Consider the following 24,570-nt stretch of genomic DNA (forward strand, 5'->3'; position numbering starts at 1 on the left):
GTCTCTCTCCGGTTCACTGCCAGTTCTTCGCCGCAGGTGCAGCGCTGGGAATGGTGCCCGCCCCACCCGATGTTCCGAGCGCCGCCATATCAGCGTCGTCGCCGCCATCATCATCGGGCCCTTTGCGGGCGAATTTGAACATCAGATACAGTTCGACCGCGATGAACGAGCTGTAAAGCAGCACGAAGCCCGCAAGCGAGAAGATCATGTAGCCCACCGAGTGGGTCGATGCCGAAATAAAGGTCGGCAGCTTCTCATAAACCGTCCAAGGCTGACGCCCCGCTTCGGCAGTCACCCAGCCATAAAGCGTCGCGAGCACCGGAAGTGGAATCGACCACATGGCCAGACGCAACACCCAGCGGCGGCTTTCAAGCTTGCAGTTCAAGCTGTAATAGGCCCCAAAGGCGAACAGGAAGAGGAAGAAGAAGCCAAGCGCCACCATGACGCGGAAGGCGTAGAACTCGACCCAAACGTCAGGAATCGAGGCTTTCGCAGTCTTGTCGATGATCTGCTGGCGATTTTCCGGGGTGATATTGCTGAGATCGAAATGCGGTGAAAATTCGGTGGCCAGCAAGCCATAACCCAAATCTTTCGCATTCACCTGATAGGCCACCAGATCGGTCGGGTCTTGCGTTTCCGAGTACTTCTTCAGCGCAATGGCTGCGTCGATCCCGCGATCAATCTTGGGTTTGTTCTCATCGACAATGGTGCGCAGACCCTTGACCGGCTCGTTAATGGTGTGCGTCAGAAGCGGCGTCAGCACATAGGGAATACCGATCGCGAAATCGTTCTTCATCTCTTTCTGGTTCGGCCAGGCGACGATGTCCCAAGATGCCGCTGGCGGCTTGGTATTGTCCCAAATGCCTTCCATCGCGGCGACCTTCGCTTCTTGCATCAGAACGTCCGTGCGCCCCGAGGCGTCCCCCAAGGTGATCACAGCCATTGTGGCCGTAACCCCAAAGATCGCCGCCATACGGAACGAGCGCAGCGCGAACGCGCGATGACGCTGGCGCAACAGGTAAAAGGCGCTGATCCCCATCACCAACATCGCCGCCGAAACATAGCCGGCAACGGTCGTGTGCACGAATTCCGCCTGCGCCTTGGAGTTGAATACCACTTGGGCGAAATTTGCCAACTCGAAGCGCATCGTGTCGGGATTGAACTTGTCACCGACGGGATGCTGCATGAAGCCATTGGCGATCAAAATCCACAGCGCCGACAGATTGGACCCCAGCGCAACCAGATAGGTCACGGTCAGGTGGCCGTATTTGCTCATCCGGCTCCAGCCAAACATCATCAACCCGATGAACGTCGATTCCATGAAAAACGCCATCAGGCCCTCAATCGCGAGCGGCGCGCCGAAGATATCGCCGACCGCATGCGAATACAGCGACCAGTTCGTGCCGAACTCGAATTCCATGGTGATCCCGGTGGCGACACCAAGCGCGAAGTTGATGAGGAAAAGCTTGCCCCAAAACTTCGCCATCTGACGGTAAACGTCCTTACCGGTTACGACATAAACCGTCTCGATCGCAGCAAGCATGAAAGACAGGCCCAGCGTCAGCGGGACGAACTGGAAGTGATAAAGCACCGTCAATGCAAATTGCAATCGTGACAGCTCAACGACGAGATAATCCATGCGCTGTTCTCCTGGAGTTAGTAGATCAATGCTTAAAGCGCGAAAAGCGACCTAAGCAGCATTCCCTGCACGCTTGGAACTTTGGGCGTTGCCGATCATTGATCCAGATCAATGTCGGTCAGAAACTCTCAGGGTTGTGAACGACATGTGATGGGCGCAGCGTTGTTTTTTGCCGCGAAATACAGGGGCGCCCGCGCCTTCCATCCGCGCCTAACTGCGATCAACAAACGGTTCGCGAACGGCGCGGGAAAGATGAAACGTCTCACCCGTGCCCGCATTACATTCGCCCGTCTCGCTCAAAGATGGTGTGATTTGTCAGGCTGATATTATCGCCCGCGCCGCTAAGCCCGATACCCCGAGCACGGCAAACACAGCGCCTTGCCATCTTTGAGATGGGCCTTGTTTTCGGCGACAACCTCGCCACAAGACTTGCAGACGACAAGATTGAAGTTCGCCTCAGGAGCCTCGGGGAGCGGGTAGTCGAACACCTCAGACATTGTGAACAAGTCTTCGTCCTGCTTCGCCAACAGGTTTTCGACCAGAGGCTTGCTGACATCCAGCGGCACCTCGGTGGGCGCGACACCTTTGTGCCGCATCTGAACGAAGGGCGAGGCAAAGGACGCCTGCATGACCTCGGGTAGCACCGATACGCGCACCGCCTTGTGGCTGGCCTTCTCGATCAGATTGATCGCCCATTTGCCATATTCTGATCGCTTGATGAGCCCCTTGCCAAAAGTGCATCCCGTGGCCATCTGCGCGCCGTCGGCAAAACAGCCCGCCGCGTGGCCAGTGCCGGTTTCAACCACGACCAGTTTGGCCATGTTCAACTCGCGCTCGGCCCCTAAGGCCTTGAGCGCGGCCAATCCCGCGCGATACCCAAGCGGCATCCCGCCGCAGATATGGCCGTGAATAAAAAAGGACGAGGTGAAAAGAGTGTCGCCCATCTCGCCAAAAGCGCTCCCCTTGGCACCTAGTTCCATGATGGTTTCGATCTGTTCAGGTTTCATAAGACTGTTTCCTTTTCAGCTTGAAATTTAATGGGAGAAGATTGGCCAGACGAATTTGATCGCGACACCGATCAGCAGCACGCCAAACAGACGCTTTATCCAGCGCGCTTTCATCTTTTCGTTCATGACCTTGGCGCCGATTTGAGAACCGATGATAACCGCAACAAGACAGATCCCCATCAGCCACCAGTTGTAGTTGCCTTGCGCCACATGTCCGGCGAACCCTGAGAACGACGAGAAAATCACGACGAAGGAAGAGGTCGCAGCCGCCTGTTTTGTTGGATAGCCCATGGCGATCAACATCGGCACAAACAAGAAGCCTCCGCCGATGCCAAGCAGCCCGGCGAGAAAGCCGATCCCCAAGCCTGCCACGCCGGTCAAGATCGCGCGTTTGCGAAATGGCATCAGGGCCGTGGGTTCCGGTTTGCCCGAACTCAACAGCATCTTCGCGCCCGAAAGCACCATAGCTATGGCAAACAGTACTTTTAGCGCATCGGTGGATACATAGGGCGTTACCTGCGCGCCGATCGGGGCCGCGATTAGCGATGTCACGATCAGCGGGACAGAGCCACGGATATCGACCATATTGGCGCGCAAGTAGTAGGTTGCCGCAGAAAGCGCCGTCACCCCGTTTAGCAACAAACCAGTCGGGATCGCCACGGTCTTCATATCGAAGCCGAACCAGGTAAAGGCCGGGATATACACCATCGCGCCTCCAAGCCCTAACATCGAAAAGATGAAGGCCAGCACACCGATGACGAGACCGGTCAGGACAAGCAAATTCATGGACACCTCCAAGCAGCAACTATGGCAGACAGCAATTCTGGGTTTTCGGCGTGGGGCAACGAAACGCGACGACGCCGAGACCGGAAAGGACAGAAATACGGCCCGCCCGGTTTTCGACCCATAGCGAGGAACGGCTCTGACGCATGTCAGCCAGATTACCCGATTGGTCACATCCTGTTGACGAGGCGGGCTGTTTAAGACGCGGGGCCTTGCGATCTCATCATCGTGACAGACGCCACGTTGAAAACCGCCAGTGCTCCGCCAATTGAGCCCCTGTAGCGCAAGCTGCCACCAACCTCCCTCGCGATTTCGCTACCGAGGCTGTCAGACAGCTAACTGCGCCGTCACTGCCCTTTCCAGTAACCGGGTGGGGGCAGAGTGGCCGTCGTGATCTGCCCGATCCGTAGCAAAAAGGAGGATTTCAGCATGTCTCAATCATCTTCACCGGGCGCGCCGCATAAGGCTCACCGATTCACGGTCTGGGGGGTCGCCTTGATGACCGCCGCTGCCGTTCTTAGCCTGCGTGGCTTGCCGATGATGGCCCAGGAAGGGCTGACGATGTGGTTTTACATCGGCTTCGCTACGCTGTTTTTCCTGATCCCCGGCGCCTTCGTCTCCGCCGAATTGGGCGGGATGTTCACCAAAGATAAGGGCGGCGTATACACGTGGGTCAAGGAAGCGTTTGGCAGTTCTTGGGGCCTCGCGGCCGTCTGGATGCAATGGATCCAAAACGTCGTCTGGTATCCGGTGGCCTTGGGCTTTACCGCTGCGGCGCTGGCGTATGTGATCGGGAAACCCGATCTGGCCTCCAGCCCGATTTACAATTTCTCGGTGGTGGTCGTGGTGTATTGGCTGGCGACCTTCATCGCGATGTTTGGTGAGAAATCCTACGGCAGCTTCAGCCAATGGCTCTTTGTCCTTGGCACGGTGCTGCCCGGCCTGTTCCTGATGGTGCTGGCGGTTGTCTGGATTATGCTTGGCAACCCGATCGAGTTGATCTCTGCAAGCACGACCGTTGCAGATGCGGCCTCGGCCACGGCGCAACAGGTCCACCCGTGGTTACCCCACATATCAGGCCTTGGCTCGATCGCCTTCCTCGCGGGCACCGTTCTGTTATTCGCCGGGGTCGAGGTGCAAGGCGTGCGCGCGGCCCAAATGGAGCATCCCGCGCGCGAATTTCCCGAGGCGATGATCCTTGCTGCAATGATCGTTTTTGTCATCTTTACCTTCGGCTCGCTTGCTATCGCTGCGATGTTCCCGGTCAAGGAACTCAGCCTAACCGCCGGGATAATGCAGGCCTACAAGGCCGCGCTGGACAAGTTCCACCTTGGCTGGATGGTGCCTGTCGTCGCGGCGTTTCTGGCCGCGGGGGCCTTGGGCCAGATCGTGACCTGGATCGGCGGTCCAAGCCGGGCCTTGCTGCAAACCGCTGAGAATGGTGAAATCCCGCCCCATTTCGCCGCAACCAACAAGGCGGGTGCGCCAAAAATGATCCTGTTCATTCAGGCACTGATCGTCACCGTGCTGGGAAGTTTCTACCTGATCTTTCCCAACCCCTCAGCGGCATTTTACCTGCTCAGCGCGATGACGGTGTCGCTGTATCTGCTGATGTATCTCATGATGTATGCCGCCGCGATCCGTCTGCGCTACAGCATGCCCGAGGCTGATCGCCACTTCCGTGTCCCCGGCGGGCGTCTGGGGATGTGGCTGATCGCGGGCTTTGGCTTTCTAGCTGTGGCTTTCGCGTTGGTGGTGTCGTTCTTTCCGCCCAGCCAAGTGCCCGTTGGATCGCCCGGCCTTTACACCGGATTGGTTATTGCGGGGCTGGTCGTGTTTGGCGCAGCACCTTTCCTAATTCATGCCCGCAAACGGCCAGAATGGGTTCAACACGCTGCGAAACCCCAAGAAAACTAAGTCCCTCTCGGCGCGCCCGCTTGACCAGCGCGCCGATTCTCCCAACTATTCCCGATATATGAAGGAGCTTCCGCAATGCCACTTCACCACAAAAACACCATTCGCGACGCGCTGCTTGACGATGTTTATGCTGCATCCGACCTGTCGCATGCGCTGCCCAAATACCGCCTGCCACTTAGCGAGCGCAGCCCGCGCCACGCTTATACACTGGTGCATGACGAGTTGATGATGGACGGCAATGCGCGCCAGAACCTTGCAACCTTTTGCACCACCTGGATGGAGCCAGAGGTGCGCGCGCTGATGGCCGAGAGCGTCGATAAGAACATGATCGACAAGGACGAATACCCCCAGACCGCCGAGATTGAGGCGCGCTGCGTGCATATCCTTGCCGATCTGTGGAATTCGCCCGAGGCCGCCGACACGATGGGCTGCTCGACCACAGGATCCAGCGAGGCGGCGATGCTGGCGGGCATGGCACTTAAATGGCGCTGGCGGAATCGGCAGCGCGCCGCCGGAAAGCCGACCGACAAGCCCAACCTCGTGACCGGGCCGGTGCAGGTCTGCTGGCACAAATTCTGCCGCTATTGGGATGTCGAACTGCGTGAAATTCCGATGGAAGGCGACCGGCTGTTGATGAGCCCGCAAGAGGTGCTCAAGCGCTGTGACGAAAACACCATCGGCGTGATGCCGACGCTGGGCGTGACCTTCACCGGTCAATATGAGGATGTGAAAGGCGTCAGCGATGCGCTGGATAAATTGCAGGCCGACACCGGGCTCGACATCCCGATCCATGTCGATGCAGCCTCGGGCGGGTTTCTTGCGCCCTTTGTGACGCCTGACCTGCTATGGGATTTCCGCCTGCCCCGCGTCAAATCGATCAACGCCTCGGGGCATAAATTCGGGCTGGCACCACTGGGCGTTGGCTGGGTCGTGTGGGGTGATAGTGCGGAACTGCCCGAAGACCTGATCTTTAAGGTTAACTACCTTGGGGGTGATATGCCGACCTTTGCGCTCAACTTCTCGCGCCCCGGTGGCGAGATCATCGCGCAATATTACAACCTGATCCGTCTGGGCTTTGAGGGTTACCGCAAGGTTCAACAGGCTTGCTATGATACCGCGTTTCGACTGGCCGAGGCGATTGATCAGATGGGGTTGTTCGACATCATCCACGACGGCGGCACGATGGGTATCCCGGCAGTGTCGTGGTGTTTCAAACCCGGTATCGATCCCGGTTTCAGCCTGTTCGATCTTGCCGATCGCTTGCGCACGCGCGGCTGGCTGGTGCCCGCCTATGCCATGCCACCCGAGCGCGAAGACTTGGTCGTTCAGCGCATCCTCGTGCGCCACGGGTTCTCAGAAGACATGGGCAATCTGCTGATCGAGGATATGCGCGCAGCACTCGCCCACTTCGAGAAACATCCCGTCGGTGTGCCGCTGACGCAGTTTGAGACTGGCAGTTTCGATCACAGCGGACGCTGACCTTTGGCCCCGCCGGATCGCGGCGGGGCTACATCTTTGATAAACGCCAAAACAGGACGTAATGCCATGACCACCAAAGCAGACAACACATCAACATCTTCCGTTGAAACCCTTGTTATCGGCGGCGGGCCGGGGGGAACTCCTGCGGCGATGGCACTGGCGCAATCCGGTCGCCGCGTGATGCTGGTCGAGGCGGGAAAAGGTCTGGGCGGAACCTGCCTGTTTTCCGGCTGCATCCCGTCGAAGATTTTCCGCGAGACCGCGTTTCGACGCCATGAGGCCGCGCGCGCAAGTGACTTCGGGCTTGGCAGCGCGACCGATACCTTGCCCGAGGTGAACTGGTCCACCGTTCAAAGTCGCCGTCACCGCATTCTCGCGCAACGCTCGGGCGGCGCACTGGCCAAGACTAACGGCCTGAAGGGGTTAGAGGTCGTCTTTGGCCGTGCCCGCCTCACCGGCCCGCGCAGCGCCGTGATCGAGCGCGCCGGCGAACCGCCGCGCACCGTCACCTTTGAAAACGCGATCCTGTCGACGGGGTCGGTGCCCAGCCCCCTACCCATCCCCGGCGCGGATTTGCCCGGCGTGCTGGATTCCGAAACGCTGATCGGCATCGGTTTCGTGCCTAAATCTATGGTGCTGATCGGGGGCGGCCCGATTGGTATCGAGATGGCGCAGATCTTTGCGTTGCTTGGCACGAAAGTGACAGTGCTAGAGGCTGCGCCGCGCATCCTGGGGCCAGTGGACGCCACGCTGGCCGATCTGTTAGCGCAACACCTGGCCAGCTCCGACATTGGGCTGGAAACCGGCGCCAAGGTCGAGCGGATAGAGGGCAACGAAGATTCCCATCAGGTGCATTACACACGCAACGGGCAAAGCCGCAGCGTAGAGGCACAAGTGGTCGCAATCGTGGCCGGGCGTCACCCCAATGTCGCGGGGCTCGGGCTGGAAACCACAGCCGTCACGCATGGCCCGCATGGCATCAAGGTTAGCGACACGTTGGAAACGGATGAACCGGGCATCTTTGCCATCGGCGATGTCGTGGGAAATCCGATGTTTGCGCATTGGGCCACCGCACAGGCGCACGCGGTGGCGCGCCATATCCTTGGGCAGCCCGCCGCCTTCCCGAGTTCCGAACACAACAGCGCAGTGATCTTCTCGTCGCCCGAAATCGGAATGGTCGGACTGACCGAAGAAGCTGCGCGTGCGAGCGGCGACAAAATAGGCGTGGCTGAATATGACTACCGCATCGACGCGCGCGCCCAAATCACGGGCGATACGCTGGGGCGGTTGCGCATCGTTTATCGTATTGAAGATCATCGCATCCTTGGCATCCACGTCTTGGCCGAGGGCGCAGCGGATTTGATGGGCGAGGCCGCATTGGCGGTGCGCAACGCCCTGACGCTGGAACAGATGGGCGCCAGCATCCACCCGCATCCAACTTTGACCGAGGCATTTGGCATAACCGCGCTGTCCGCCCTTGCCAAACAGCCCCACGGCTAAGGCATCGCCTGAGGGCGGGTCTATCTGCATCTGACGGGGAAAGACGCCGATCTTTTTCCCCGCCATTTTCTATTGCGGACAATGCCGCTAGGGTGCTCGCATAAAGCACTTTGCGGAGTTCCCCTTGACCCATTGGCATTTGGAAAGCATCGACTGGCTCGACAGCCTGCCCGATCCATCCCTGCGGCGATTGCGCACCCAGTCGACGACGCTCGAATTCCGTGATGGTCAGACCATCTTTTCGCCAATTCCAGACCCAGACGCGGTTTTCATTCTGGAACAGGGACTTGTGCGCATCTACCGACTGTCCAGCGCGGGCGGCGAGTTCACATTCGGGTATGTCAAACCCGGCGAGGTCTTTGGCGAATTGGCCGCCTACGACACGCATGAGCGCGATAGCTTTGCCTGCGCGATCGACCGTTGCACCGTGTTGAAAGTGCCGGTGCCATTGTTTCGCGACTTGCTGCAAAGCGTTCCCGAGCTTGGGTTTTCAATCACGAAACAGATCGAGAAGCGTTTCAAGCAAATCGAAAGACGGGCCGAAGATCTTGTGTTTCGTTCTGTTGCGGCACGGCTTGCGGATGTGCTGCTGATGCTGATGGAGGAATTCGGCGAGGACCGAGACGAGCGTTGCTATATTCGGTTGCACCTCACCCAAGCCGAATTCGCCACTCTGATTGGCGCGGCCCGACCGACCGTGAATCAAACCTTTCACCAGTTTCGCAAAGCCGGGCTTGCGAGTTTCGAGAAAGGCCATGTCGTGATCATTGACGCGGCCGGGTTGCGCCAAATCACCATGAGCGCCGAGCCCCTTTCGCATGCCTGATCCGCAAGCTGAGGCGTGTTGCTCAGCAGAGAACACGGCTGGCCGTCGGTTTTGAAGTTGTTGCCCGTTCACGCGTGGTTAAGTGCTACCACCGGGTCAAGCCTCGCTGCCGCCCGTGCTGGCAAATAGCCAAAGGTGATCCCGATCAGGGTAGAGGACAGGAAAGCCACAACAATCGCCGTGGTCGAGAAACTCAACTGCACATCGGTCGAAAAATACCCCACCATCTGCCCGCCGATTAGCGCTCCAGCGATTCCGATGACGCCACCTGTCAGGCAAACCAGCACGGCCTCGATCAGGAACTGCGCCACGATATCGGAGCGCCGCGCGCCAATCGCGATACGCACGCCGATCTCCTTCGTGCGCTCGGTGACGGATACCAACATGATATTCATCACCCCGATCCCCCCGACAATCAGCGAGATCACCGCGATCATCGCCACCAGAAGGGTCAGTGTTTCAGTGGTCGAGGTCATCGTATCGCGGATCGTGTCGGAGTTTGTTAGGAAGAAATCCTTGGTGCCGTGGCGGGTGGTCAGCAAAGCGTTGATTTCTGTCTCGGCAAGCGAGGTGTCGTAATCATCGCTCACCCGCACCTCGATGCTATCAAGGAAATTCTGCCCGGAAATCCGCGTCATCACCGTGGTATAGGGAACCCATACATTCAGTGATTCCGGGCCAAAGGTCGCCCCGCTGGACCGCACCACCCCAATCACCCGCACCGGCACGCCACCCAGAAGCAGAACCTTGCCAACCGGGTCGTCGCCCGCGTCGAAAAAGGTGTCGCGCGTATCCTCGTCGATCACCGCGACTTGGCTGCGGTCGATAACATCGTCGGACGCGAAGGTGCTGCCGGTCACGGTGTTGTAATTGTGGACCTGAAAATAATCCCCGCTCACCCCGTTGATCGACGCATCCGAGGCGGTCCCGCGATAGACAACGTTGCTTTTGGTCGCGACCGAAGGCGAGGTGCTGTCGGCATAGGGTTGCAGCGCCAGCGCATCAGCATCCGAAGGCATCAGCGTTTCCACCTTAGCCGCATCGCGCGCGCCGAACCCCGTGCCCGAGCGAACAGTGATCGTGCTGGTCCCAAGCGATGAAATACTTTCGAGCACCTTCTGCTGCGTGCCTGTTCCCAATGCGACCACCAGCACCACAGAGGCGATACCGATGATGATGCCCAGCATCGTCAGAACTGAGCGCACCCGATGCGCCAAAAGCGCCTTGAACGACATTTCAAACGCCTCGCGCAGCCGCAACAGCGCAGCCCCGGTGCCCGTTTTCCGCGGGGCGTGCTCCAATCGGTTGGCATCCGTTACATCCTTGGCGGCCGTCTGTGTATCCGAGATGATCCGCCCGTCACTGATCTCGATCGTGCGATGGGCATGCTGGGCGACCTCGGGGTCATGGGTAACCATGACGATGGTGTGGCCTTTGCGGTTCAATTCCAACAGCAACTCGATCATTTCCCTGGAACTTTTTGTATCAAGCGCGCCGGTGGGTTCATCCGCCAGGATCACCTCGCCGCCGTTCATCAGTGCGCGCGCCACGGAAACCCGTTGCTGCTGGCCCCCTGAAAGCTCACCGGGGCGGTGGTCCAAACGGTCTGCCAAGCCAAGCTGGCCCAGCAGATCAGAGGCGCGTTTGTGCCGGGCCGCGCGGCTCTCTCCGGCATAGATCGCGGGCACCTCGACATTGCCCACCGCGTCAAGATCGGGCAAAAGTTGATAGCGCTGGAAGATAAAGCCGAAATGTTCGCGCCGCAGTTGGGCAAGCTGATCGGGTCCGAGTTCGCTCACATCTTGACCGGCAAAGCTGTAGCTGCCCGAACTGGCGCGATCGAGGCAGCCGAGGATGTTCATCAGCGTTGATTTACCCGAGCCAGAAGCCCCGATGATCGCCACCATCTCCCCCGGCCAAATGTCAACATCGACATCGCGCAGGACGGTGATGGTTTCATCGCCAGCCTGAAAGCTGCGCGAAATCCCCTTTGCGGAAATCAGCGGTTCCTCCATCGTCACAGCCTCACCCGAGGCGTGCCGGTATTGCTCTGTGACGCAGAGGGGGCCACGACGGAGGTGCCGGTAACAACCTCGTCGCCCTCACTCAGCCCCGATGTGATCTCGGCCCTGATTTTGTTGTTCAGCCCGACCTCAACTGGCACCGTCGTCGTTGTGCCGTCCGTGGCATCATACAGTTTGACGGTGTAGCCATCAGCGCCATTGGTCAGCGCCGAGGACGGCACCGTCAGCACGTTTTCCGCCTTGTTCAGAATGATCGAGACTTCGGCAGTCATGCCGATGCGCAGCAGATGGTCTGGATTGTCCACGTCCAGCAACCCATTGTAATAGATCGCCACATCGGTCGAGATGGTGTCGCTGGTCTCAATTGCCGAAGGCGCAGGTTCGACAGCGCGCACGGTGGCGGTGAATTCGTGTTCCGGCTCGCCCAGAATGGTGAACACCACCTGCTGGCCGGGCTGCACATGCACCACGTCGGCCTCGGATATTTCCGCCTTCACCACCATCTGATCCAGATCCGCCAGTTTGACGATTGTCGGCGCACTCTGCGAGGCGTTTACCGTCTGGCCCTCATCATTGACGATTGCCACGACCGTGCCCGAGATCGGCGCGGTGATCTTGGTTCTGTCCAGCGCAATCTGGGCGGTCGAAACGGTCACCTCGACGCTTTGTTTCTGTGCTTCCAGCGCGTCGAGCTCGGCCTTGTAGACATCCACATCGGCCTGCGCCGCCTCAAGATCTTCTTGCGAGACATAATCCGAGGTCACCAGCTTGGTTTGACGTTCAAGGACTAGCTGGGCTTTGACCAAGCTGGCATTCTTGGCGGCGATCTGCGCCTTGATATTGGCCAGGTTCGCCTTTGCCGTCAGCACGTCGTTTTGCTGGTCCTGATTGTCGATCAGCGCAATTTCGTCGCCTTTCGTGACCGTATCGCCAAGCGCAACCGACAGCGTCTCGATCTGCCCTGAGACCCGCGCGCCGACGCTGACCAACTGCTTGGCCTCCATCGTCCCCGACGCCAGCACCGTCTCTTCAACTGTGCCGAGTCTGACAAGAGCCGTCGTCGGCGGGGCCTCTGCTTCGTTCTGGGCGAAATAGAACCAGCCCCCCACCGCGACCGCCACAAGGACAAGCGGTATCAGTATGCGCATCTTTTTCATGATTTTAGGGCCTTTCCGACGAATACTTTACGGTTACGCCATCATACGGAGAAACATGACGTTTCCGTCGTGATGACGTTGGGTAAACTTGACCTAAATGTGCGCGACCAAACTCTTTCGTGTTGATCCCATCCTCGCCCAGTCCTTCATGACGACGCACAGAATGCCCTCTGCCGTCACCACCTGTTCGACGACCGGGTGGTTCGATTCGCACCCGTCACTTTGACTGCGTTTGTGCAGCCGATGCTAAGCGACCTAGCCGAGGTTGCAGATCGCAAGGCGGTGCATCTTGAATTTGAGAAAACCGCCCCCAGCCCGTCAGTGTATAGGCCGCGGATTAAAATAGTTAATACATTATTAACTTTTGTTAGTGCGGCGGTTTCGGTATTACACAACGATATAAATTAAGCCATACGGCGATTCTGGAAATCAAAAGGTTAAATAAATGAAAAGGTTAATATCAAAATATGTAGCCCAATAGGTTAATAGCAATTAAATTGCGTTAACTTACTGAAATTGTGTCTCTATCCGGCCCCACACGGACGACGCTCAATGTCCACGCCATGAAAGGGATCAAACGAATGAATAAGGAAGTAATCGAACGGTTTAAACCGGCTTGCTATAGCGAAGCAGTTTCAGGATCAAACCTGCGGCCTGCGCCATTTATTCCTCAACAGCAGGAGCGGCGTGCATCAGGAATGGCGCGTTTGTCGCCTCTGACGGATCGTGCGCCCGATTTCGACATTTATGTTGTGATCGACAACCGCGCGCTTGAGAGGGCCTGCTTTGTTCAATGTCTCCAGCAACGCTGCGAAGGCTCCACCATCGTTGACTATGAAACGCTGGCGGATTGGCGTGATGACATCGGATCAAGCGATGCGCGCCAGGTCATTCTCAGCAACCTCGGGTCGCGTTCATTGGCCGATGAAAAAGTCCGCGCCGATTTGCAGAATCTGGTTGCGGAGGCAAAAGATGTGCCCGTCGTCGTGCTGGGCGCTTGCGAGGATATCGAGGCCAGCATTTCAGCGCTGGAATGTGGCGCGGCGGGCTATATCTCGCCCTGTGTGCGCTTTGTCGATATCGTCGAGGCAACGCGCCTTGCCGTTGGGGGTGGGATCTTCCTGCCGCGTGCCGCGCTGATGGCGCTGCGCAAAGCGCCCCCCGAACCCGTCGAAGGGCGCGTGACGGTGCTGGATCAATTCACCGACCGCCAGCTTGCAGTCGCCAATGCGTTGCGCTGTGGCGCAGCAAACAAGATGATCGCCTATCAGCTGCAACTGCGCGAAAGCACCGTAAAGGTTCACATCCGCAACATCTTTCAAAAGCTAAAAGCGACGAACCGTACCGAAGCTGCCTTCTTGCTCAACCAGATGACCGGTTGGCCTGAAGCCGCCGAGAGCGCCCCGTGAAAACGGGGCGCCTTCGCGCGTCAGGGCTGGCGAACTCCGCGCAATAGCGGGAGCTTGGTGCGCAAGAAACTGCGCGCGGCATCAAGTTCCTGCGACAGCGGGTGGCGCAGCACCATCAGCCCCACAACCCAACCAATCGCCGCCCCGAGGATCGCCAGCACCGTGCTTGCCACATCGAGCGCATTCCATGATCCCACAGCCAGAACCACCAGCGCAGGCAAGGCCACCGTCGCAAGCGTGACGCCACCGCTGCGCGCCATCACCAGACCCAGTTCGGCTAAGGTGAACGGCACTTTGCGGCGCACGAAAACCATCACGGTAATGACCTGAATCGGGCCTGTTAAAAACAGGCTCAGCGCCATCGCATGCAATCCGAAACTTGACGCGCCCAACATGATCACGAAACAGGGCGGCAGCGCGATCATCATTGCCACGGCCATATCGCGCACCCGCCCAAGCGTCACCAGAACCGGATAGCACAGATAGACCGGGAAGAGACAAAAGAACGCCAGCGCCACGATCCGCACCAGCGGCACGACCTCTAGCCATTGCGACCCCAAAAGCAGGCGCACGATCGGATCAGCCAAGACCGCGATCATCGCCAATGCGGGCCATTGCAGCCCCGAAATATACGACAGCCCCATCAGCAGAGGCGCTTTGAGTGCGCCATTCTCACGCGAATGCCCCGCGAGTGCTGGCAGCAAAACGGGCTGCACCGCGCTTAGAATTAAGCGATCCGGCAATTGCGATAGCGAGATCGCGCGCGCAAACAGCCCCACCGCACCAAAGCCCAGCACCCGCCCCAAGATCAAACGCGGGAACGCATCATAGAGCATGCCCAAAAGCGTAACGATGCTCGACCATGCGCCAAAGGGCACAACCAGCCGCCAATCGCGCAATGTGGGGCGAAAGATCCACCATTGCGGTCGACAGATCATCGCCCCCATAGCCGTGACACAAGCCGACAACACAGACCCCCACACAAGGCTGAACGGCCCGAACCCGGCAAGCGCTAGGCCGATAGTCGCGCTGGCATTTACGAACCCGGCGGCAACACTGATCGCCGCCACTTTGCCAAACGCCATATCCCGACGCAGCAGCGCCAAAAGCGGGGTGCTGATCGGCGCCACCAAAAAGGCCATCGCCGCGATGCGGATCAATCCGGCCAAGTTCGGGTCTGCGTAAAACCGCGCGATTGCCTCGGCCCCGATCACGGCCAAGCCACCCAAGACCAGCGACATACACCCAATGATCGTAACCGCTGTGCGCACCAGTCGCGGCGGCAAGTCGGGCTCGCGAATCAAAAACGTGCCGATTCCAAAGTCGCGGAAGGCCTCGATCAGGATCACGATGGTGCTGGCGACCAGAAACAGCCCCACTTCGGCCGGAGTCAGGATGCGCGACACGATCGCCATCGTGAGGATGCTCATCACCACGACCGAAAGCTTGTCTGCAAGCGCAAAGACAAAGGAGCGACGGACCATGTTCAAGGCTCCTTTCTGGTTCAGGGTTTGGCATGTTGATCGCGAGACGCTACGCGAAAGCGCCGCTCGCGCAGGTAATAATACGAGGTTCGACAGACATCGCGGACCGTTTGCGTCACGCGCGGGCGCGCAGTTGCCGCCTCGCGACAGAACCGCGCCAAGCCATCGCCGACGGCCTCGAGGCCGTGATGCTCAACAACGAAGTCACGGCCAAAGTCACCCAGCGTGCGGCGCATCTGCGGGTCTTGGGCGAGCGTGGTGAACGCTGCGGCCATCTCAAGATTATCCGCTGCACCATCCCCGACGCCAAACATGCCGTTTTGCAAAAACTCCGGCACAGTTCCGGGCGTGAATAGACGCGCAAAGCCGCGCTCGCCGATCATGACCAGCGGCTTGGCAAAGGCCAGCCCGCGCAGTGCCGAGCCACCCATCCCAAGCACGATATCACTTGCCGCATAGGCCGGGCGCGGATCACGCAGCGCGCCGATCAGCAGCACCGCCGCGCGACCCAGCCGGGCGTTCACCTTATCGGCCATTTGCTGCAACGCGCCGCGCGCCTCGCCATCCCCGACAATCACCAATTTCAGCGGTAGCGTGGCCCCTAGTTCGCCGATCACCCGAATGGCACGCACCAGCCCTTCAGATTTCATCACCTTAGCAAGGCGCGAGACCGAGACTACCACGATCTCATCCTCATCCAGTCCGTAATGCTGGCGAAACGCCCCCCCATCGACGACGCCGGGCGCGTTGGCCAGCGTATCGACGGGCGGCAACAGCAGATGCGTGCGCCGCCAGCCACTTTGCACCGCGCGATCGCGTTGTCCCACAAACCCAAAGGTCGTGGGCACCTCACGTGGCATCGCCCGCGTGAGCTCCATCATCATATCCGAGATCACCAGCGGCACGCCCATTGGCAGGTGCACGCCGCTATAGGCCTCAAGCCCCTGCCACCAATCCCAAGCGTGAATAAGATCGGGCTGCTCGCGCGTCACCAACGCCCGCAGCGCCTTGATGCGCGCCATTGACGGGTGCAGCCGCACATCGGGTGCGGGCGAATAGACTAGCTTATGCGCCGCGACCAGATCCAAAGCTGGACCTGGTGCGGCGTGAAACACGATATCAAACCCGTGGCGATCCCGCAGATGGGCCGCAAGTTCAATCGCGTTGATCTGCGTTCCTCCGAGTTCCAGCCGATGGCCGAACACGATGAGTTTCACAGACGTGCTCCGTTCGAGACCACGCCACGCGCCAGCGCCTCGGCATGGGGTTGAACGGGGCGGGTGCGGCGCACCAGCGGAGTCTTGCGGGGCTGCTGGAGGCGTGCGGGAGCAGACAATTCGCCCTCGAAATAGGCAATTGTGCGTTGCAGCCCTTCGCGCAGCTCAATCGTGGGTGCCCATCCCAGATGCTCGCGCGCCCGCGAGATATTGGGCTGGCGCTGCGTTGGATCATCTTGGGGCAGCGGGCGCATCGTCAGCTCCGAGCGCGAGCCGGTCAGATCGAGGATCGTCTCGGCTAGCTGGCGCATCGTGAATTCCACCGGATTGCCCAAATTGCAGGGCATCGGCATGGTAGCAGGCGCATCCATCAGCGCCATGATGCCGCGAATGAGATCATCGACATAGCAGAACGAACGCGTCTGCATCCCGTCACCATAAAGCGTGATCGGCTCACCGCGCAGCGCCTGCATGATGAAATTCGACACCACCCGCCCGTCATCCGGGCGCATCCGCGGACCGTATGTGTTGAAGATCCGCGCCATCCGGATATCGACGCCATATTGGCGGTGATAATCGAAGAACAACGTCTCGGCGCAGCGTTTTCCCTCGTCGTAACAGGCACGCGGCCCGATCGGATTGACGTTGCCGCAATAGCCCTCGACCTGCGGATGCACTGCCGGGTCGCCGTAAACTTCGCTGGTGGAGGCCTGAAAGATCTTGGCGTTGGCGCGCATCGCCAAATCCAGCATGTTGATCGCGCCATGCACGTTCGTGCGCACGGTCTGCACCGGGTCGATCTGGTAATGCACCGGAGAGGCAGGACAGGCGAGGTTGTAGATCTCGTCGATTTCGGCGCAGATCGGCACAGTCACGTCGTGGCGGATCAACTCAAAGCGGTAGTCGTCCAGCAAATGCCGGATATTGTTCCGGCTGCCGGTATGGAAATTGTCGAGGCACAGCACGTCATTGCCAGCTTCCAGCAGGCGTTCACACAGATACGAGCCGAGAAACCCCGCGCCCCCCGTCACGAGAATTGTCTTATCCGCACACATTTTACCTTCTCCTATTCCCAGATCAGCGCGCCCAACCACGCGCGTTTAGTAAGCCCCCTTGCGACCGAGCAGTGCCGCAAAGGTTCCCAGAACGATCCACAGGTCGAGCCAAACGGACCGGTTATCGATGTAATGCTCGTCGAGTTGCTGCTGCATCGCGAGATCGGCATCGCTGCGCGCCGTGATCTGCCACAGCCCGGTGATGCCCGGTGCCACAGCTCCGCGCTTGGCACGAAAGTCTGCGGGCATCGCGGCAAGGTGATACTCGGGGAATGGGCGCGGGCCGACGATGCTCATCTCGCCCGCGATCACGTGCAGCAATTGCGGCAGCTCATCGCAGCTTGAACCCCGCAGGAACTTTCCGATAACGGGCAGGATGCGCGGATCATTTTGCAGCTTGAAATGGGTTTCCCACTCGGCGCGCGCGGCAGGATCATCGCGCAGCAGCGCCTGCAGCCGCGCATCGGCGTCACGATACATCGTGCGCAGCTTAAGCATACGTAACACGCGGCCATTATGTCCGTCACGGGTTTGACGATAAAAGACCGGGCCGGGATCAACCAGCCAGATCGCCGCACTCGCCAGCGCAAGCACCGGTGCCGCCACGATCAGGGCCGGCACCGAAATCGCGAGATCGAAGGCACGTTTGCGCGGGCTGATCGGAACGAAAGACGGGTCTGCTATCCACTCTCCGACTGCGCCACGCAGTGCGCGCGGGCCAATCCCCGATACGCGCTGTTGCGGCAAATCGGCCAGCACGAGAACCTTGTCGTAACGGCGATGCAAATCAATCGCGCCCTCGCGCGTCGGAACGTAATCAAGCGCGACAATCGCGCCCGTGTCTTGCGTCGGAAGCAACCCAAACCGCCAGTTGAGCGTAAAGAACGTCTCAAGCGCGCGCGTCTTTTCAGCGTCTGCGATAAAGCGGGTGGGCGTACCCCATAGTCCGATGTGGTGCAGGAAATGCTGCACCAGATAGCGCGCGGGAACCTGCAAAATCATCGCGATCATCAGGAACACCTCGGACATCGCGACGCCGGGCCACCCCCCTTGATCAAACCCGCCAATGGCCGCCACAAGCAGAGCTGCCGCCAGAAACGCCAAAGCGTGACGGCGCAATATTTCTTGGGGCTGCAAGCGGTCACCGGGGTAAAATCCGATCATCCAGTGCAGCGCCACAACCGTGAGCGCGATCATCACTGGAGCAATGCCCAGCATTGCGGGATTGGCGATAAAACTGAGATGCAAATAGGCCGCGCCAAAGGCCACCAGATCCGCCAGCGCGACCGCGCCTGCGCAAATCGCGCGCCGTGTCTTTAGCGACATCGCACGCGTGTAGGTTACGCTTTGCGCGGCAGCCGGATCGGCATGCACGTCAGCAGATCCAGCCTCGCTTGATTGCCACGTGATCGGTGCGCTCAGCAGGTCTTTCTCGGGTTTACTCATTGCGCGGCCCCCTTTGGCTTCGCAAGGTCAGAAACTGGCGCAGCAGGCACGATCGGAAAGCGCCGCAGCCCGGTTTTTTGCAAGACCCGCAGCCAGATGTAGGCGGGCACACACTTGGCATAGCGCCGCCACAACCGGCGCGGCTCTGTCACCAGACGAAAAGCCCATTCCAGCCCGGCGCGTTGCAAAAATGCGGGCGCACTTGCCTTATTGCCACCAATGAAATCAAACGCCGCCCCGACACCGATCAGTACCGGCGCCTCCAGCTTGTCGCGCATCGCGGCCATCCATCTTTCCTGCTTGGGCGCGCTTAACCCGACCCAAACCACATCAGGCTTGACGGCATTGATCACCGCGCTGACCTCGCGCTCTTCTTGCGCGCTCAAAGGGCGGAACGGCGGCGCGAACACGCCCACGATCTCAGCCCCTGGATACTGATTTTGCAGCGCCACACTCAGCCGCTTCAGCGACTCGGGCGTGGTGCCATATAGGAAATGGCGCATGCCGCTGGACACGCCCTTGGCAAACAGCAAACGCATTAGATCGGGGCCATAGACCCGCCCGGCATACTCATGACCATCGCTATGCAGCGCCCAGACCAGCGGCATCCCATCGGGCGTCACGGCCATCGCGGCGTTGTAAGCATCGCGCAAACCGGGATCGCTCTGACATTCGACAAGCCCATGGGCGCCAGCGACGCAGATATAACCACGCCGACGCGTGCGCACCGCGTCCTGAATCAGATTCAGCGCCTGATCCATATTCAGAGCAGACACCGCCACCCCCAGCACATTGGTCGTCTCAAGGGCAGGCGCAAGCGGGGGCAGCTGCACCGCATTGCTTTGCCGCGCACCGTTGATGGGCATGTCCGAAATCTGATCTTGCAGGGCCATCGCACGCTCCGAGATATTTCCAGATTCAGAGCCTAGCCGTGCCCCAAGCACAGAAAAACTTGGATGAATGACACAATGCTGCGCTTTCTGGCTGCGCGCCCTCCGTCATTGGGCGCAAGCGTGCCACGAGAGGGTGAGCCGCCTACGCCAAATGGGGGAGCCTGCGAGCCCCAGAGGGTAGCGCGCGCAACGATCGGTGAGATTTACAAGCCTGCCGCAATGGGGGTCGATAGAGAGGAGGCGCGCGCTCTCAACCTCGGCCCGCAGGTGACTGCCGCATCGGGCTTGCAGACCCGTTGCCTCGCTTTGCAAAAGGATGATCGAAAATGGCACATGACATCGACCTGACAGATGCGCAGCGCGTGAATGATGCGCCCGACAGTCGCCCCGACAAGCGTGCAGATCGACATCGCAGCAAAGGCACGGCGACGATCACCCCAGCCTTGTTATGTGGCGGCTCTGGCACGCGTCTTTGGCCGCTGTCGCGCAAAAGCTATCCCAAGCAATTCGCGCCTTTGATGGATGACCAGACCTTGTTTCAAGCGGCGGCGCGGCGGCTGTCGGGCGCAGGTTTTCACGCGCCAATCGTGCTTACGCATACCGATTTCCGCTTTATCGTGACCGAGCAACTCGCTTCGGCGGGCATTACCCCCTCGGCTGTGCTGATCGAGCCGCTGGCGCGCAATACGGCCCCAAGCGTGCTGGCCGCCGCTGTCCACCTTGAGCGCACCTCCCCCGATGGCCTGCTGCTAATCGCGCCCTCCGATCATGTGGTCGCGGACACCGAGCGTTTGCTTGCTGCAATTGACGCCGCACGCCCCGCCGCGATGGCGGGCAAAATCGTCACCTTCGGCGTCACCCCGACACGGCCTGAAACGGGATATGGCTATATCGAACCCGCGTCTGATGCGCCCCAAAACGCGGGCAGCCAAGAGCCGCGCGATATCGTGCGATTCATCGAAAAACCCGAGGCCACGCGTGCCGCCGACATGCTCGCGCAGGGCGGGTATCTGTGGAACACCGGCATTGTGCTGGCCTCTGCGCGCACGATCATCGCGGCATTTGCCGAGCACGCACCAGAGTTGCTGGAACCCGTCACGTCTGCGGTTGAATCGGCGCGCCCTGATCTTGATTTTATCCGTCTGGATTCCGCCTCTTGGGCCGAAGCCGAAGAGATTTCTTTCGACTACGCAATCATGGAACGCGCGCACAATCTTGCCGTCGTAACCCTAGAGACCGAATGGTCAGATCTGGGCGATTGGGACGCGGTCTGGCGGGCCTCAAACCCGGACTCGCGCGGCGTTGTGCTGTCAGGCGCTGCGACCGCGATTGATTGCGATATGAGCTTGCTGCGATCTGAGGATGAGGGGCTGCAACTGGTTGGACTTGGCCTGCAGGGCGTGATCGCCGTGGCGATGCCCGACGCGGTGCTTGTCGCCGATGCCTCACGCGCCCAAGAGGTCAAAGAGGTGGTCTCCAAGCTGCGCGCGCGCAAGGCCAAACAGGCCACCGAATTTCCCAAGGATCACCGCCCTTGGGGCTGGTTTGAAAGCCTCGCCACGGGCAGTCGTTTTCAGGTCAAGCGCATCGTGGTGCATCCGGGCGCTGCGCTGTCGCTGCAATCGCATCATCACCGCTCGGAACATTGGATCGTGGTGGCGGGCACCGCGCGGGTCACCGTGAACGACACTGTCAGCTTGGTCAGCGAGAACGAGTCGGTCTATATCCCGCTTGGGGCCACCCATCGCATGGAAAACCCCGGCAAGTTCCCGATGGTGCTGATCGAGGTGCAAACCGGCGCCTATTTGGGTGAAGACGATATCGTGCGCTACGAAGATGTCTATGCGCGCAAGTGACGGCCCTGCGCGCGCCAAACCTAGCGCGGCGCGCGCAGCCCGAACATCGCAATGACAGTCATCATCATCAGCGACTGAATATCGTTTTGTGCAAGGAAGTTGCTTTCCGAGAGGTTCAGCACGACCATCACGCCGATGCTGACATTCATCCAGGCCCAGCCTGCCTCGGGTTGCGCACACAGCAGCACACCGCCCCGCCGGATCGCGCGCGCAATTGTCAGCACCAGCAGCACCAACCCCGGAATTCCGAAATTCAGCAACATATCGCGATAGCCGTTATGGGCGTGCGGCGGTGTCCATTGCAGGGTCTCTTCGATGGTATATTTGGCCGGGTTACCTGCGCTCCAGAACGCGCCATAGCCATAGCCATGCCAAGGCCGCTGCGCGATATAGCCATCCACCAGATGCCACAACGGCACACGACCCGTCAGCGTCGCGTCCTTACCCATTGATTCCAGAAACGACACCAGAAACTCGCCCAAAAACAGCAATAGCAATGCGGCGAGTTGCAATACCACCAACACCAAAAGCGCGCGCGCCATGCCGCGCTTGCGGTGCAACAGCGTGTAAAAGCCAAACAGCACCAATCCCGTGATCGCGGCAAGCAGACTGGTCGAAGACTCCGACAGCACGAGGCACGCAAGGCTGGCCAGTAGCAAGGCGACCCCACGGCGAAACAACCGCCCTCCGGCATCCGCCATCAAGCCCAGCGCCAGAATGAACCCCAGACACGCGGCCCAGCCCAGAACATTCTTATGGGTATAGACGCCGCGCAACCCGGTATCATCGGGCATGAACGCGATCTGGGGCGCGATCACGCCCACTACCAGGCTCAGCCCAAGACAGGCCCCCAAGATTGATGAGAAAAGCACTAAAAGCTGACGCGGGGTGAACCGGATCGCCAGCAAATAGGCCAGCAACATTGCCGCCAGCAGCGCGATCGCGCGGCGCAGGGAGATCGAGGAAGAAATCGACCAAAAGATCGACGCAAAGGCCATCAGCGACAGCGCAAACATTGGCAGCGTCCGACGAATGGCCAGCAACAGCGCCCCCAAATGACGGCTCAAAAGCACCAGCGTGATCGCGATCACCGGCAATTGCAGTAGCCGCAACAGGCCGCGCTCTGAATCGCCAAGACTGCCCGATTGCGCCATCAAGAGCAGCGGAAACACCGCCCCCGACAGCAAAAACAACGCAATCGCAACACCCCACCATTCTAGCAAACGCCAGCTCAGACGAACGCTATGACGGCGGGGTCTGGGCCTGCGATATCTGGGGGCCGGTCGGGCTGCGGGCAGGAATGCAGGCAAGGGCGAGGCTCCGTCAAATCATTCATGACACTCGCCGCGCTGGCGCAACAGGCTGCGCACCTACACGGGCGGGTGCTGCCAAGTTTGCGCGCGCGCCGCCCGTCACGATAGCCCCCTTTCCGCATGGCATCGCATCATACGGATGAGGCCCCATGCCCCGCGCGGCGTCAAAAGAGGTAGAACCCTGCGCCGCTTACGCCTGATAGGCATGTTAGGTCTGGGCCACGAACCCGCTAGGGTGATGGCTAGGCCACGTCAGCCGCTGGAGGAAACCGTGGGGATATCTTTCCAAGTGAAAAGAGCAATGAAGGGCGCGCGGGCAGCGGTCGCCCTTGCCGCGTTGTTGCTGGTGCAAACATTCGTCGCGCCAGCCCATGCTGAGACATTGGTTGAACGGGGCGATGTGCTGTATGTCTCGGTCGTGGGCACCCCCGAAATGACGCGCGATGCACGCGTGGATGCCGATGGCCGCGTGCGCCTGCCCCTCGTCGGCGGTATCGCAGTGGCGGGCAGAAATCTTGACCAGATTAGCGCGCGGATCAAAGCCGCGCTGGTGGATGGCAATTTCCTGCTAGATCCCGTGGTGCTGGTCGAAATTTCGACCTACCGCCCAATCTATATCGGCGGTGCGGTCAAACGCAGCGGCGCTGTGCCTTATGAACCCGGACTGACGGTGCGCCACGCGCTGATCGCGGCAGGCGGGCTAGAAACCACCACGAGCGTCGAGCCGGTCGGCATCGGTCAGGTTCTGGAATTGCTTGCCCGCCAACGCGCCACGTCGCTGTCTCTGGCCCAAACCGAGAGCGAGATCTTGCGGCTCAAAGCCCAGCTTGCGCTCGCGGACGCGCCAGCCCAAACCACGCCTGACTCGGTGGAAAACACGCCCGCTGACAGCGCCCCATCCGCTGACCCGAGCACCCCGGTCGAAACCATCCAGACACTCGACAGCGCGCTGCTGCGCGACCTGACCTTTCAACGCGCAGCGAACCTTGCCTATGCCAAAACCGCTGTGAAATTGGCCGAGGTCGAAATCGACGTTCTGGAACAGCAAGCTACCTTTCAAAAACACGAGCAACAACTTCAACATGATGAGGTGGAAAGAACCCGCAAGCTCGTTGAACGCGGGTTGGTGCCGCTACCGCAGTTGATGGAACAACAACGCGAAGACTCCCGCCTGTCACGCGACTTGCTGGAAAATTACGCCTTTGCCGCGCGCGCACGACAGTCGATGGAGCGCATCCGCCACGAAACGAGCCTTGAGGCCACGCAGACCCGCATCAAAACCCGTGAGGCCTACCGCGCAGCACTCAGCCAACGCGCCACGCTGCAATCGGAGTTGGATATCATCGCCGGGCATCTCCTGGCCGCTGGGCAAAAGAGCGATCCGCAATCGGGGATCTCTGCTGTGGTGCCCGATGTCGTGATCTACCGCCGCTCTGGCAATGAAACGCGCCAAGTGCAGGCGAACATGGAGAGCAATCTTGAACCCGGCGATATCGTGGAACTCAGCCTGCCCGACCTGCCGCGCGGCTAGGCACGCGCCCGACCCGTAATTTCCAGCCCCTTGC

At 59.8% G+C, this 24,570-nt stretch carries 18 protein-coding genes; 7 read left to right on the top strand and 11 right to left on the bottom strand.

What is annotated here, in order from left to right:
* Positions 1 to 13: 13 nt before the first annotated feature.
* The 3 genes from ACN0SD_RS10315 to ACN0SD_RS10325 all read right to left on the bottom strand — a co-directional run bounded on the left by ACN0SD_RS10315 (position 14) and on the right by ACN0SD_RS10325 (position 3,432).
* Complete coding sequence (locus tag ACN0SD_RS10315; protein WP_417808159.1) at positions 14 to 1,639, bottom strand: cytochrome ubiquinol oxidase subunit I; 1,626 nt, start codon at positions 1,637 to 1,639, stop codon at positions 14 to 16.
* A 341-nt stretch (positions 1,640 to 1,980) separates the two neighbouring features.
* A complete protein-coding gene (locus ACN0SD_RS10320) occupies positions 1,981 to 2,646 on the bottom strand; it encodes an FmdE family protein (protein WP_417808160.1) in 666 nt (221 codons plus the stop codon).
* A 27-nt stretch (positions 2,647 to 2,673) separates the two neighbouring features.
* Positions 2,674 to 3,432, bottom strand: a complete 759-nt coding sequence (locus tag ACN0SD_RS10325) for a sulfite exporter TauE/SafE family protein (protein WP_417808161.1) — start codon at positions 3,430 to 3,432, stop codon at positions 2,674 to 2,676.
* 426 nt (positions 3,433 to 3,858) lie between these two features.
* Between ACN0SD_RS10325 and ACN0SD_RS10330 the strand changes: the two genes are divergently transcribed.
* The 4 genes from ACN0SD_RS10330 (at position 3,859) to ACN0SD_RS10345 (ending at position 9,151) form a co-directional block, all read left to right on the top strand.
* Positions 3,859 to 5,346 carry an amino acid permease gene (locus tag ACN0SD_RS10330; protein ID WP_417808162.1) on the top strand — a complete coding sequence of 496 codons (1,488 nt, stop codon included), beginning with the start codon at positions 3,859 to 3,861 and terminating at the stop codon, positions 5,344 to 5,346.
* A 75-nt stretch (positions 5,347 to 5,421) separates the two neighbouring features.
* Positions 5,422 to 6,825 carry a glutamate decarboxylase gene (locus ACN0SD_RS10335; protein WP_417808163.1) on the top strand — a complete coding sequence of 468 codons (1,404 nt, stop codon included), beginning with the start codon at positions 5,422 to 5,424 and terminating at the stop codon, positions 6,823 to 6,825.
* A 66-nt stretch (positions 6,826 to 6,891) separates the two neighbouring features.
* Entirely contained in the window at positions 6,892 to 8,325 is a 1,434-nt protein-coding gene (locus ACN0SD_RS10340; protein ID WP_417808164.1) for a dihydrolipoyl dehydrogenase family protein, read from the top strand.
* Positions 8,326 to 8,449: 124 nt separating this feature from the next.
* Positions 8,450 to 9,151: a Crp/Fnr family transcriptional regulator gene (locus ACN0SD_RS10345; protein ID WP_417808165.1), complete on the top strand. Its 702-nt coding sequence runs from the start codon at positions 8,450 to 8,452 to the stop codon at positions 9,149 to 9,151.
* A 68-nt stretch (positions 9,152 to 9,219) separates the two neighbouring features.
* On the opposite strand, the gene ACN0SD_RS10350 is transcribed toward ACN0SD_RS10345, so the two are convergent.
* A complete protein-coding gene (locus ACN0SD_RS10350; RefSeq protein ID WP_417808166.1) occupies positions 9,220 to 11,166 on the bottom strand; it encodes a MacB family efflux pump subunit in 1,947 nt (648 codons plus the stop codon).
* 2 nt (positions 11,167 to 11,168) lie between these two features.
* Entirely contained in the window at positions 11,169 to 12,332 is a 1,164-nt protein-coding gene (locus ACN0SD_RS10355) for an efflux RND transporter periplasmic adaptor subunit (protein ID WP_417808167.1), read from the bottom strand.
* 698 nt (positions 12,333 to 13,030) lie between these two features.
* Between ACN0SD_RS10355 and ACN0SD_RS10360 the strand changes: the two genes are divergently transcribed.
* Complete coding sequence (locus tag ACN0SD_RS10360; RefSeq protein ID WP_417808168.1) at positions 13,031 to 13,741, top strand: LuxR C-terminal-related transcriptional regulator; 711 nt, start codon at positions 13,031 to 13,033, stop codon at positions 13,739 to 13,741.
* Between the two features lie 20 nt (positions 13,742 to 13,761).
* Here ACN0SD_RS10360 and ACN0SD_RS10365 read toward each other — a convergent pair whose 3' ends face one another.
* The 5 genes from ACN0SD_RS10365 to ACN0SD_RS10385 are packed head-to-tail and all read right to left on the bottom strand — an operon-like array spanning position 13,762 to position 19,836.
* Entirely contained in the window at positions 13,762 to 15,225 is a 1,464-nt protein-coding gene (locus ACN0SD_RS10365) for an oligosaccharide flippase family protein (protein ID WP_417808169.1), read from the bottom strand.
* Positions 15,226 to 15,245: 20 nt separating this feature from the next.
* Positions 15,246 to 16,442, bottom strand: coding sequence for a glycosyltransferase family 4 protein (locus ACN0SD_RS10370; protein ID WP_417808170.1), 1,197 nt, complete (start codon positions 16,440 to 16,442; stop codon positions 15,246 to 15,248).
* A complete protein-coding gene (locus tag ACN0SD_RS10375) occupies positions 16,439 to 17,497 on the bottom strand; it encodes a UDP-glucuronic acid decarboxylase family protein (protein ID WP_417808171.1) in 1,059 nt (352 codons plus the stop codon). Before ACN0SD_RS10375 ends, ACN0SD_RS10370 begins: the two co-directional genes overlap by 4 nt.
* 45 nt (positions 17,498 to 17,542) lie before the next feature.
* Positions 17,543 to 18,943, bottom strand: a complete 1,401-nt coding sequence (locus ACN0SD_RS10380; protein ID WP_417808172.1) for a sugar transferase — start codon at positions 18,941 to 18,943, stop codon at positions 17,543 to 17,545.
* Entirely contained in the window at positions 18,940 to 19,836 is an 897-nt protein-coding gene (locus tag ACN0SD_RS10385; protein ID WP_417808173.1) for a WecB/TagA/CpsF family glycosyltransferase, read from the bottom strand. Before ACN0SD_RS10385 ends, ACN0SD_RS10380 begins: the two co-directional genes overlap by 4 nt.
* A gap of 326 nt (positions 19,837 to 20,162) precedes the next feature.
* Here ACN0SD_RS10385 and ACN0SD_RS10390 point away from each other — a divergent pair, with 326 nt between their 5' ends.
* A complete protein-coding gene (locus ACN0SD_RS10390) occupies positions 20,163 to 21,692 on the top strand; it encodes a mannose-1-phosphate guanylyltransferase/mannose-6-phosphate isomerase (RefSeq protein WP_417808174.1) in 1,530 nt (509 codons plus the stop codon).
* A gap of 20 nt (positions 21,693 to 21,712) precedes the next feature.
* Here the strand turns inward: ACN0SD_RS10390 and ACN0SD_RS10395 are convergent, their stop codons facing one another.
* Positions 21,713 to 22,915, bottom strand: a complete 1,203-nt coding sequence (locus ACN0SD_RS10395; protein WP_417808175.1) for an O-antigen ligase family protein — start codon at positions 22,913 to 22,915, stop codon at positions 21,713 to 21,715.
* A gap of 379 nt (positions 22,916 to 23,294) precedes the next feature.
* On the opposite strand from ACN0SD_RS10395, the gene ACN0SD_RS10400 reads away from it, so the two are divergent.
* Positions 23,295 to 24,536: a polysaccharide biosynthesis/export family protein gene (locus ACN0SD_RS10400; protein WP_417808176.1), complete on the top strand. Its 1,242-nt coding sequence runs from the start codon at positions 23,295 to 23,297 to the stop codon at positions 24,534 to 24,536.
* Positions 24,537 to 24,570 lie beyond the last annotated feature (34 nt).

The sequence above is a fragment of the Thioclava sp. genome, assembly GCF_048263065.1.
Taxonomy (GTDB): Bacteria; Pseudomonadota; Alphaproteobacteria; order Rhodobacterales; family Rhodobacteraceae; genus Thioclava.

What these genes read in the sequence shown, in the direction of transcription:
- ACN0SD_RS10315 (WP_417808159.1), bottom strand. Translation starts at nt 1,639, where the DNA reads ATGGATTATCTCGTCGTTGAGCTGTCACGATTGCAATTTGCATTGACG.
- ACN0SD_RS10320 (WP_417808160.1), bottom strand. Translation starts at nt 2,646, where the DNA reads ATGAAACCTGAACAGATCGAAACCATCATGGAACTAGGTGCCAAGGGG.
- ACN0SD_RS10325 (WP_417808161.1), bottom strand. Translation starts at nt 3,432, where the DNA reads ATGAATTTGCTTGTCCTGACCGGTCTCGTCATCGGTGTGCTGGCCTTC.
- ACN0SD_RS10330 (WP_417808162.1), top strand. Translation starts at nt 3,859, where the DNA reads ATGTCTCAATCATCTTCACCGGGCGCGCCGCATAAGGCTCACCGATTC.
- ACN0SD_RS10335 (WP_417808163.1), top strand. Translation starts at nt 5,422, where the DNA reads ATGCCACTTCACCACAAAAACACCATTCGCGACGCGCTGCTTGACGAT.
- ACN0SD_RS10340 (WP_417808164.1), top strand. Translation starts at nt 6,892, where the DNA reads ATGACCACCAAAGCAGACAACACATCAACATCTTCCGTTGAAACCCTT.
- ACN0SD_RS10350 (WP_417808166.1), bottom strand. Translation starts at nt 11,166, where the DNA reads ATGGAGGAACCGCTGATTTCCGCAAAGGGGATTTCGCGCAGCTTTCAG.
- ACN0SD_RS10355 (WP_417808167.1), bottom strand. Translation starts at nt 12,332, where the DNA reads ATGAAAAAGATGCGCATACTGATACCGCTTGTCCTTGTGGCGGTCGCG.
- ACN0SD_RS10360 (WP_417808168.1), top strand. Translation starts at nt 13,031, where the DNA reads ATGGCGCGTTTGTCGCCTCTGACGGATCGTGCGCCCGATTTCGACATT.
- ACN0SD_RS10365 (WP_417808169.1), bottom strand. Translation starts at nt 15,225, where the DNA reads ATGGTCCGTCGCTCCTTTGTCTTTGCGCTTGCAGACAAGCTTTCGGTC.
- ACN0SD_RS10375 (WP_417808171.1), bottom strand. Translation starts at nt 17,497, where the DNA reads ATGTGTGCGGATAAGACAATTCTCGTGACGGGGGGCGCGGGGTTTCTC.
- ACN0SD_RS10380 (WP_417808172.1), bottom strand. Translation starts at nt 18,943, where the DNA reads ATGAGTAAACCCGAGAAAGACCTGCTGAGCGCACCGATCACGTGGCAA.
- ACN0SD_RS10385 (WP_417808173.1), bottom strand. Translation starts at nt 19,836, where the DNA reads ATGGCCCTGCAAGATCAGATTTCGGACATGCCCATCAACGGTGCGCGG.
- ACN0SD_RS10390 (WP_417808174.1), top strand. Translation starts at nt 20,163, where the DNA reads ATGGCACATGACATCGACCTGACAGATGCGCAGCGCGTGAATGATGCG.